9 protein-coding genes and 1 tRNA gene are annotated in these 9,246 nt (G+C 64.6%); 8 read left to right on the forward strand and 2 right to left on the reverse strand.

Going from position 1 to position 9,246, the window contains the following annotated elements:
• Both AC07DW_RS32220 and AC07DW_RS32225 read left to right on the forward strand, forming a co-directional pair.
• On the forward strand, positions 1-883 hold an 883-nt coding region (locus tag AC07DW_RS32220), incomplete at its 5' end, for a hypothetical protein (RefSeq protein ID WP_478861196.1).
• 447 nt (positions 884-1,330) lie between these two features.
• On the forward strand, positions 1,331-1,663 hold the full coding sequence (locus AC07DW_RS32225) for a transposase (RefSeq protein WP_478861202.1): 333 nt from the start codon (positions 1,331-1,333) through the stop codon (positions 1,661-1,663).
• A gap of 593 nt (positions 1,664-2,256) precedes the next feature.
• On the opposite strand, the gene AC07DW_RS32230 is transcribed toward AC07DW_RS32225, so the two are convergent.
• Positions 2,257-3,504, reverse strand: a complete 1,248-nt coding sequence (locus tag AC07DW_RS32230) for a prephenate dehydratase (protein ID WP_478861197.1) — start codon at positions 3,502-3,504, stop codon at positions 2,257-2,259.
• Positions 3,505-3,572: 68 nt separating this feature from the next.
• On the opposite strand from AC07DW_RS32230, the gene AC07DW_RS32235 reads away from it, so the two are divergent.
• From AC07DW_RS32235 to AC07DW_RS32245, 3 genes are all read left to right on the forward strand, one after another.
• On the forward strand, positions 3,573-4,934 hold the full coding sequence (locus AC07DW_RS32235) for a hypothetical protein (RefSeq protein ID WP_478861198.1): 1,362 nt from the start codon (positions 3,573-3,575) through the stop codon (positions 4,932-4,934).
• Positions 4,935-5,497: 563 nt separating this feature from the next.
• A complete protein-coding gene (locus AC07DW_RS32240) occupies positions 5,498-5,740 on the forward strand; it encodes a hypothetical protein (RefSeq protein ID WP_478861199.1) in 243 nt (80 codons plus the stop codon).
• A gap of 962 nt (positions 5,741-6,702) precedes the next feature.
• Positions 6,703-7,461, forward strand: coding sequence for an SDR family NAD(P)-dependent oxidoreductase (locus AC07DW_RS32245; RefSeq protein ID WP_478861200.1), 759 nt, complete (start codon positions 6,703-6,705; stop codon positions 7,459-7,461).
• A 110-nt stretch (positions 7,462-7,571) separates the two neighbouring features.
• Here AC07DW_RS32245 and AC07DW_RS32250 read toward each other — a convergent pair.
• Positions 7,572-7,654, reverse strand: a tRNA-Leu gene (locus tag AC07DW_RS32250).
• Positions 7,655-8,240: 586 nt separating this feature from the next.
• On the opposite strand from AC07DW_RS32250, the gene AC07DW_RS32255 reads away from it, so the two are divergent.
• From AC07DW_RS32255 to AC07DW_RS32265, 3 genes are read left to right on the forward strand one after another with little or no spacing between them, the layout of a single operon-like run.
• Complete coding sequence (locus AC07DW_RS32255; protein ID WP_478861203.1) at positions 8,241-8,648, forward strand: transposase family protein; 408 nt, start codon at positions 8,241-8,243, stop codon at positions 8,646-8,648.
• A complete protein-coding gene (locus AC07DW_RS32260) occupies positions 8,584-8,796 on the forward strand; it encodes a transposase (RefSeq protein WP_478861204.1) in 213 nt (70 codons plus the stop codon). Before AC07DW_RS32255 ends, AC07DW_RS32260 begins: the two co-directional genes overlap by 65 nt.
• A complete protein-coding gene (locus AC07DW_RS32265) occupies positions 8,793-9,236 on the forward strand; it encodes a hypothetical protein (RefSeq protein WP_478861201.1) in 444 nt (147 codons plus the stop codon). Before AC07DW_RS32260 ends, AC07DW_RS32265 begins: the two co-directional genes overlap by 4 nt.
• Positions 9,237-9,246 lie beyond the last annotated feature (10 nt).

Here is a 9,246-nt window from a genome sequence, read left to right on the forward strand (position 1 = left end):
CACCCACCTGCGCGTCACCAACGGCAACAAACCCACCACCATCACCCTCGACAAAAACACCATCACACCCCCCGCCCCCCTCAAAGAAAACATCAACGGCGTCCAGATGGTCACTCTGAACGGAGCGGGCGGCGCGGGCGGCACCGCCACCCCCCGTGGCAACGGCCTTGACCAGGAGCCGATCGAAATCCGCCTCAAAGCAACTGACGCGCAGCACTCCACCATCGATCTACCCCCTGGACACGAGGCATACCAGCGCCTCTACTACCGGCACGACAGCAAGCGACTCGTCACTGGGCTCATCGACCCCGAGCACCCCGAGCAGTACACCTCCGTCACATCGCACCGCGGCGCCTACCCCAATGACCGGGACCAGGCCGGGCGCTCACGCGCTTACCTGTCAACCACCAACACCGGCCCGCAGGCAGTCTCTGCGGTCGTCCACAATGACGGCGTCGAATGGGGGCGGGATCTGACCTCCATCAGCGTCAAAGCCCATGCCATCCGTCCCTCGCTCGGCCCATCCAGCACAGGCAGCACCCTGCAACTGACCGGCTGTCCAGAAGGCTTCTGCACCCTCGCCGACACCCGCGTCCAGCCGGCCCTGTTCAACGCCGGCACACGCATACCGCTCATCGGCCTGCAGCTCAATACCTTCGCTACCACCAGCACCAACTCCCTCCCCCTCTACGCACCCGAAAGCGACCGCCTGCCCACAGGAGGACGCCTTGTGAAATCTCCCCTCTCCTTTACGACGAGCACCGCGACAATTACCGCAAATCACTTCAACCTCAACCCCGGCTACTACGAGGGGGACATCGCCCGCTCCACCCTGATAACCCACGGAGACTCCGTCCCCCTCGACAATATCGCCGTACGCTGAGCTTGTCGTTTAACCTCGCAGGTCACCAGGCCTGCTGATCTGCAGTTCTTCCCGGGACAGGGGAGGCGGCCGTTCTCAACGCTTCGAGGTGTCGAGTCAGGAAGCACGAGAACGGCCGCTGCTATGAGTCTCCCGGTCCACGCGCCCGCGGGCGAGGCGTTCGGTGCCTGGTCCCGCTTTCAGGTCGGGTTCTACGAGTGCTTTTACGCCGGCGCGGATGCATTCTTTGAGCTCACGGACCCGGTGCTGTGTGCGGACGGGCCGGTGAAGAGGCTGGTCGAGCTGCCCGGGCGGCCGACGGGCGGATCGTGCTGGCTGTGGGCGTGAGCAACGGGTTCCGCCTCGGCGCACCGGCCAGCGAGACCGGCTGTTCTGCCACGTCTGCGGACGTGGAGCACGCAGCAGGGACCAGTTCAGCCGGGCTGGCCGTTCTCCTTCGTCGCCGCTCTGGAAGACCGGCCGGGCCTCCTGGGCCGCGCTGCTGGACGCCGTGCGCCTGGGGCCAGCCGACGTCGCGACCCTTGTCACCGCACCGACCAACTGCGCGATGTCATCGACAGGTTGGCCCAGGCCCGGCAGTGGCAGGCGGGTGATCGGGCGATCTGGGCCATCATGGACTGCGGCTACGCCGCCGCCTGTCCCTCACATGCCCTGGCGGACCTGCCCGTCGTCCTGGCCGGACGCCTGCGCCCGGACCGCGTCATGCTCCGCGACCCCGGCCCGGCCCCGCCCGCTGCGGCCCAAGGGGCTGACGGCCGCGCCGACACGGCGGCGTCCTGACCTTCGCCAAGCCCGACAGCCGGCAGGGGCCGGAGGTCACCACGGTCACGGACATGCGCAGGTTGATCTTGAGCAGACATTCCGGCTCATGAAACAGACTCTCGGCTGGTCCGCCCCGAAGGTCCGCCGTGCGAACACCGCCGACGTGTGGACCTGGCTCATCATCGCCGCCCGCACCCAGCTCCGCCCGCCTCGCACAGCCGAACCGGCCCCAGGCAAAGACCCTAACCTCGTCCGGCAACCGTTCCCCCTCAGGCCCTGGCAGCTCCTGCGCAAGCCGCGGTGCTCTGCCATCCGGATCACCAGCCCCGTCCAGGCTGGCCTCACCCCCATCGACCAGCTGAGAGTGAGGGTGGAAAGACTCACTGCCCCGAACTCAATGCTCTGCCGGTTACGTGGGGGCCTTCCGCGCAGGCCTTCGCGCAGATACTCACCGAGCGCCAGGGCGAACGGCTTCCGCAGTGGCTCGACGCCGTCCGGCGCAACGACCTCCGCAGCCTCCACACCCTCGCCGCAGGCATCGTCCGTGACCCCGACGCCGTCATCGTCGGCCTCGCCTTGTGTGTACGTGCTGCACGCCGCCCAGACGGTGCTCAGGCCATGGGTTCGCCCTCAAGACAGTGGGAAAGCCATTCCTCTGCAGCCTCATAATCGCCATGAAGTTGTGTTGAACGGCTCTGTGGAAGATCTACAGGGTTGCGAGCCCGCGAATACGACCCCAGGTATCTCAGTTCGTGATTTTTACGTCTGAGCTGAACCAGCGCCTCCCCTACGGGACGGTCTAGAATGTGTCCTGCAACGTCGAGAAGGAAAAGGTATTTTCCCATGCCGTGGCCTGTAGGGCGGGTTTCGACATGCAGCAAGCCGACGTCCCTCACGGAGAACTCCTGCAGTATGTGAATCAGCATTCCGGGACGGTCACCGCCGGGCCAAAGGACGAGAGAAGTCTTGTCGAACCCGGTAGGAGGGCAGGGCCGCCCCAGCCGGCCGACTAGTATGTAGCGCGCATCTATACTCTTCGGATCATGCACCTCTGGCGCCACGGCATGCAGGTTGTACTCGCCTGCGGTGAACTCGCCAATACAGGCCGCATCGGCTGCCCCTTCGCGCACCATCTGGGCTGCCTCAGCACTTGACCCCGCTGTCTTCCACGCACAACCGGGAAGATGCTCCTCCAGCCAGTTACTCGCCTGGACATGAACCATGGGCTTGCCCGCCACAGTGTGGATCTCAGGCAGTCTCGTGCCCGGCGCCGAAGCCAGCGAGAGCCGGATGTGCGCGAGTACCTCGCGGTAGATCATCAGATCGTCGGAAGCGGCCATCAAATCGACGGTGACCGTCCCCTCGTCTCCTGAGGCGGTCTCGACCGGCAACAGCGCGCCCGCGAGCGCCCTGGAGCGTACAGCGTCTACCGCCGCTGGTACCGAGGGCATGGGGACCGGCTGGCTCGCAGCCGCCTCCGGCAAAGCCGCCAGAGCCGCTCCGGCTACAGAACCTGCAGGCCCGAGATAGCCCAGACTTGAGGCTTTCACAAGGATCTCCTCTATGTGCCCGCAATGGATCTCGCTGCGGGAGTGGCGTGAAGGTGTGCTACTGCGCAGCCCGGGTGCCGTTCCACCGCTGCAATGGTGGTCTCGCGATGAACCGGCCTCGGCATTACCCCGCAGCTGGGCCTGCCGGAGCCGGGCCCCCTTGTCTCTGGGTCCGAATCGTGCCGGGGGGGACTCTGCTGTCAAGAACTTGTGTACTTCGAACTTACGCCGGCGATTCCGCAGCCGCCGCCCCACCCATCTGATCGAACACCGTTGTGTGGCGCACACACGCTGCTTGCTCCGGGGCACACACTGGCGGCAAAGGGGGGACGAACCAGAGGCGGTGGACAAACAGGGTGGAGCACGGCTCTGCGGACGTGGGCCCGAAGCTCGGCGATGAGGAACATAGCGGGCTTCTTTCCCGTCGTCAGCGCACGGCGTTGCGGTGGTTCGGCCGCTTCGTCCTGCTTGCGAGCCTAGCGGGAACGGTCACGGCCGCTGTCAACTACGCCACCATCCCCCGCGGCGCCTTCAGAGGAGCAGCTGCTGGCTGGTGTCCGCTGGTCCTGAGCGCTGTCTTCCTGGCAGTGGCGTGTACCGCCATTCCTGTAAAGCCACGGAGCAAGGCGCGCCAGCTCGGGCTGATGTGCGTAGCGGCAGCCGTACTGTTCATGTGCGGGATCGGGCTGACGTGGCAGGTGGAGTCGGCTGACCGCAGTGTCATCGGGATCCAGGGAACGCCTCTGCCGGACGGGCGCGCGGTTAATGCATACCTGTCGGCTCAACCAGCGGATCAAAAATCTAGTATCCGGGTTCCCACCGGTCTCTTCTTGCAAAGTGTTGAGTTTACCGATGTCGATTCTGTGGAGACAAGCGGATACATCTGGCAGAGAATCCCGGCGTCTGTGCCAGCCCGCTATCACGGTGTGGTCCTGCCTGAGGCCGGTGATTCGTACGCGCCAAAGGAAGTCTACAGAATCAGAAACCATGACGGGTCCCTTACTATCGGATGGTATTTTGATACCATCATTCATCAATCGTTCGACTACAGGCATTACCCCATCGACACGCAGAACATTTCAATCCGCCTATGGTCAGCCGATATCAGAGGAGATGTGCAGCTGGTGCCCGACCTGGCGGCGTACCCGTCCTGGCGCTACACGGCACTGTACGGCCTCGAGTCTGGCTTCCAGGTGACAGGATGGACACCTAGATTCACCGTATTCAGCCTGGAGAGCCACCTGTACAACAGTAATTTCGGCGTGACCGGTCCGTATGCCGTTCAAGGCTCCGCTGCGGAACTCTACTTCAACGTCGGCCTCGCCCGGAACTGGCAGGGCCCAATGTTCGCCAGCCTGACGAGATCATGCTTTATCGCCCTGCTCGTATTTCTTGGCCTCTTCGTCTACACCAGAGACGAGAATCATAGGCGTTTGTTCGGCTTCAGTACCTGGTCCGTGATCACTTTTACCGTGTCTATGCTGCTTGCTCTTATTCTCGACCAGCAGCAGACCCGCCTGCTGACCGGCGGCGTAGGGCTGGCCTACATGGAATATTTTTCCATCGCGCTGTACACCGTGATTATCCTGGTGGCCGTCAATGCAATCCTGATCACCAGAAAGAGGCCGGTCAAGGTCCTGGAGTGGCGAGAGAATCTGCTGCCAAAATTGCTCTATTGGCCCGTCCTGCTCGGCCTGTGCTTCGTACTCACGACTGCCGCCTTCTGGGATGGGCCGTAGATACGGCGCCGCAGCCCTCCCCCGTCCGGCAGGTCTGGTCTTCCGCCGCACGGCCCGCGCCCAAGGCCAGCCTGTGGCTGCCATAAGCCTGCGTCCCGCTATGTGAATTAAGGTTCCCAGGACGACCCTTTCTGTCATGCACACGCCATTCCCTTCCCTTGCGCTGGAAGGCATGATAAATGAGCCAAAATGACGAGAGGGAAAAGGAGGGAGCAGTCCTCTCTTTTGACGGGCCCAAGGGGAGGGCCTCTGGCCTCAAAGGGATGACCCAGCGTGTGGCGGAGGCCTGTTTGGTGTGCGGTCTTTCCCTCTGACAGCTCTGGAACGGGGTGCGCCTTCTGCTGCAAGAGGCTTGCCGCACGGTGCAGGACGGGCGCTGTCACCGGTGATCACCGTGTGTCACGGCGCTGTCTGGCTGAAATCCGATGCAGGGGTAATGGGGTGATGGCTATGTTGCAAGCCCCAGGTCCCCCTGAAGAAAGGAACCGTGCGTGATGCGACGTGCTGTACTAGGACTTGCCGGAATGGTTATGGCTGTTAGCGTTGCTGCAGGAGGCCCCGCCATGGCGGCCGAAGCCGGCCCGGCAGCGGCATCAAGTTCGCCTGCAGCGACGACCGGCACGACAGCCGTCACGGACCACAGGATTTTCTCCGGATTCGGCCCGACGGAATCCGTGGCTGCCTTTCGTGCAGAAAATCAGATGATGGCTGAATGTCCCGACGGCCAAGAGATATTCCGGGAGCCTCAGAAGCTGAGTTCGAACCGGTGGCTCGTCACCATCATTGCAGAATGCCCGGCTGCCTGAGGCGAAACCGGAACATCGCGCTGGCAGGCGCTCGGCTGGAGAAAATTCAGCCGAGCGCCTGCACAGCTGGCTGTCCACGGCCTGCAGCCGCAACAGCCCTGAGACATGCACCGCTGGCATGCGTGTCCGTGAGGCAGCCTCCCCGCCCCGTACGGACCCCCCTGCGCCCACGGTCTCATTTCCGGCCGGTATGCACCTGCCGTGCAAGTCTGATGAGGCAGCGCAAGGAACAGCGTGTCCCGGGGTGACCCGGTCGGTGCGATGCCCTCGATGCCCCGGGGGGCGCCCTCTGGTTTGGAGTATCTCCAGGGCCCGGCAGCACAGAGACCTCGCCCGCGGTGTCCCGGCTGGGATACCGCCAAGAAGCAGGCAGTACCAGATTCGCAAAAGATTTGCGGGCCAGCATCAGGCCGGTGCAGCAGCGGCGGACCGGGTCCTCAAAATTCCGGTCGGTAAGAGCTGGTTTGAACAGCGGCGGACTGGCCAAGATCACGAGTCCGACCGGCCGACGGTTCCGCAAGAGTTGCCGAGTGTCTTTCGATGCTGCAGCGCAGGGATGAGGAGGCACGCTGCCGGCTGGGCGAAGCCGGACAAGCCTGCGTTACCGCCGGGTCCAAATGAGCCGTCGGCTGCGGCCAGCCGAACCCTGCATCGCCGGCCTGAGCAGCTCTGCAACGGTGGACGGCCGCTGTCAGGAGCGCCATAGCTGCCAACCGAATAAAACCCGAGGGCAGGACCGGCTGCGGCATGCGAGGAGAGCCGGACACAAGGCTACCGGCGGATGCCGGGCTGCGTCCGCAGGCGGCAGGTACTGAGCCTCTGCCCGTGCGCTTATCTGAGCCCCATTAAACAGTTGATCTGGCATGTCCGGGGCCGCCGGAGCTTTTACTTTCGTCAGCCGTTGCGCGAAACGTCAATAGGGAGTGGTATTACATGGACCGTAAACTGGAGAGGGGTGCGGCATGAACCGTGATTTGGAAGGCACCGTGGCGTTGGTCACCGGCGCGTCAAGCGGCATTGGAGAGGCCTGCGCAATCTCCCTGGCAGAACAAGGGGCCCATGTGGCATTGGCAGCGCGCCGGGCGGAACGGCTGGAGAGGGTGGCCGACCGCATACGTTCAGCACATGGCGAAGCCCTGGTTATCGAAACTGATGTAGCCGAAGAGGAACAGGCATACCAGGCAGTCGACCGAGTCGTTGAGCATTTTGGGCGCCTGGACACCCTGGTCAACAACGCCGGCCTGATGCTGCTCGGCTCCTTCGCTCACTCCTCAGCCGAAGAATGGCGACGCATGGTCGATGTTAATCTGCTTGGTCTGATTCATTGCAGCAGCGCGGCGATACCGCACCTGGTCACTGCTGCGCAGGGCCAGCGGGGGGTGGCAGATCTGGTGAATATCGGATCGCTCGCCGGCCGCGTGGCCTTTGGAAATTCAGCGGTGTACTGCGCTACAAAGTTTGGCGTCAGTGCCTTCAGCGAGGCGCTGCGCCAGGAACTCGCAATGAAACATGTGCGGGTATCTGCAGTGGAACCCGGAAGTGTCGATACGGAGCTGCGTACTCACAACCGACCCGATATCCAGCGGATGCTGGTTCAGCATTTTGCTGCGATAGAGCGCCTGCGGAGCGAGGATGTGGCCGACGCTGTTAGCTACATCGTCACCCGGCCATGGCGCGTCGCCATTAACGAACTGCTCGTTCGCCCCACCGAACAAGTCTGACCCGGCCCGACAGATCACCGCCCTCCGGAACGGGCGGCCCCCTCCCCGCTGCCTGGGCGTGCCCGACAGTGGTGAGGGGGCCTGCGAATATCCGCCGGCCTTTGAACGCGTGGGAGTGGAGGGAGTCGAACCCTCACGCCCTGTGGACACCGGGACTTGAATCCGGCGCGTCTGCCATTTCCGCCACACTCCCCTTACCTCAGGGCTGCTTCCCGACCGGACTCGGGCCCGGAGCGGGATGCACCGCTGCACGATGCGCCCCGAAGTACTCAGCAGCATATCCCCTTTCCCCGGCCTCTACCGGGACCCTGAGGACACTGGCTGATAGGGGGAGGGCTTCACGGCCCGATTGCATGCCTGGACCGGAGTGTGAAACGTTCCGGACACCGTGCGTATCACGACTAAATATTGACGGTCTGTCCCCCCTTCGGAGTGAACGCCCGGCGCGCGGCGAGCCGCCGGAGCTCTGCTCGGTTCTGCCGCTGTAACTTGGCCTGGAGACGGCGGCGCACCAGGAGGCTCTGGTTCCCGCCGCCCCTTGGGATCCGCCCCTTGCCCTGCCGCCACTTCGGGTGCAGGGGCGGATCCGCGGCTTTTGCAGCGGGCAGTTACGGCCCGGGAGTGCCCCGTACGGCCCGAAGCTGGGCGTCGCGCCGCAAAGGAGCCGGGCTCCCCCAGGCCCCAGGGCTGATTCATAGTCCTGATGGTCCGGAGAGCCTGCTGGTCACAGGGATGTGACGAACCTTCAGCTTTCCGGTGCGGCGGCGCGGCTGGCCGCCATGCCGGATCCACGCGCCCGGCGGGGTCGGCTTCACAGCCTCGTCCCGGTGCTCTTGACCGCCGCGGGCGCGGTCCTGGCCGGCGCCCGCTCCTGCGCCGCGATCGGGCAGTGGGCCCGCCACGCACCCCAGGACACCCTGGCCCGCCTCGGGTTTCATCCGCGCAGCCCCCCGGGGTTCGCCGTCCGGCCTCGCCTTCGACCGTGCGCCGGGTGCTGGCCGCAGTGTGTCCCGGCGGGCTGGCCGACCTGCTCGGACACAGCCCGGCCGGCACGGAACCGGTCGCGGTGGACGGCAAAGTGTCCCCGGCTCACGCACCGGCACCGCCCCGGCCGCCCACGTCCTGTCCGCGGTCACGGCCACCGGCCGCACCGTCAGCCAGCTCCGGGTACCGGACAAAACCAATGAAATTACCGGCTTCACCGCCCTGCTCGCCCCGTTCGGCCTGACCGGCACCGTGGTCACCGCCGACGCCCTCCACACCCAGCGGAAACACGCGAAATGGCTGGCCGGGGCCAAGACGGCCTGGACTTCCCCCACGCCGTCCAGGCGGTGAAAATCCTGCGCCACCGCACCGATCTGAAGACCGGCAAGGTCGCACGCCAGACCATCCACGCCATCACCGACATGACATCGTCACAGGCATCACCGCAGCTCACCGGCCGTATCGCCAGAGCACAATGGGGCATCGAAGCCGTCCACCACATCCGGGACACCACGTTCGCCGGGGACGTCTCCAAGATCAGCACCGGACACGGAGCGGCCAACATGGCCACCCTCCGAAACCTCGCCATCAACACCCTCCGCGACGCCGGCCACCACCGCAACATCGCCGCCGGACCCCGAGAGACCTCCTGCACACCCTTCACCCGCCCACCCGACCTACTCGGACTGCCCCTGACCGGAAAACTCGGGAGTGTCATGAATCAGGTGGGCACTTGCTCAGAAGGGACACCTGATGGACGCGGAGAACGGTCACCTGATCGAGGACGCTGACGGCGTGTCG

This window comes from Streptomyces sp. NPDC045701, assembly GCF_056432045.1.

Excerpts from the sequence above, each read along its gene's own strand:
- AC07DW_RS32240 (WP_478861199.1), top strand. The coding sequence starts at position 5,498 with ATGGCGGCCGAAGCCGGCCCGGCAGCGGCATCAAGTTCGCCTGCAGCG.
- AC07DW_RS32245 (WP_478861200.1), top strand. The coding sequence starts at position 6,703 with ATGAACCGTGATTTGGAAGGCACCGTGGCGTTGGTCACCGGCGCGTCA.
- AC07DW_RS32255 (WP_478861203.1), top strand. The coding sequence starts at position 8,241 with ATGCCGGATCCACGCGCCCGGCGGGGTCGGCTTCACAGCCTCGTCCCG.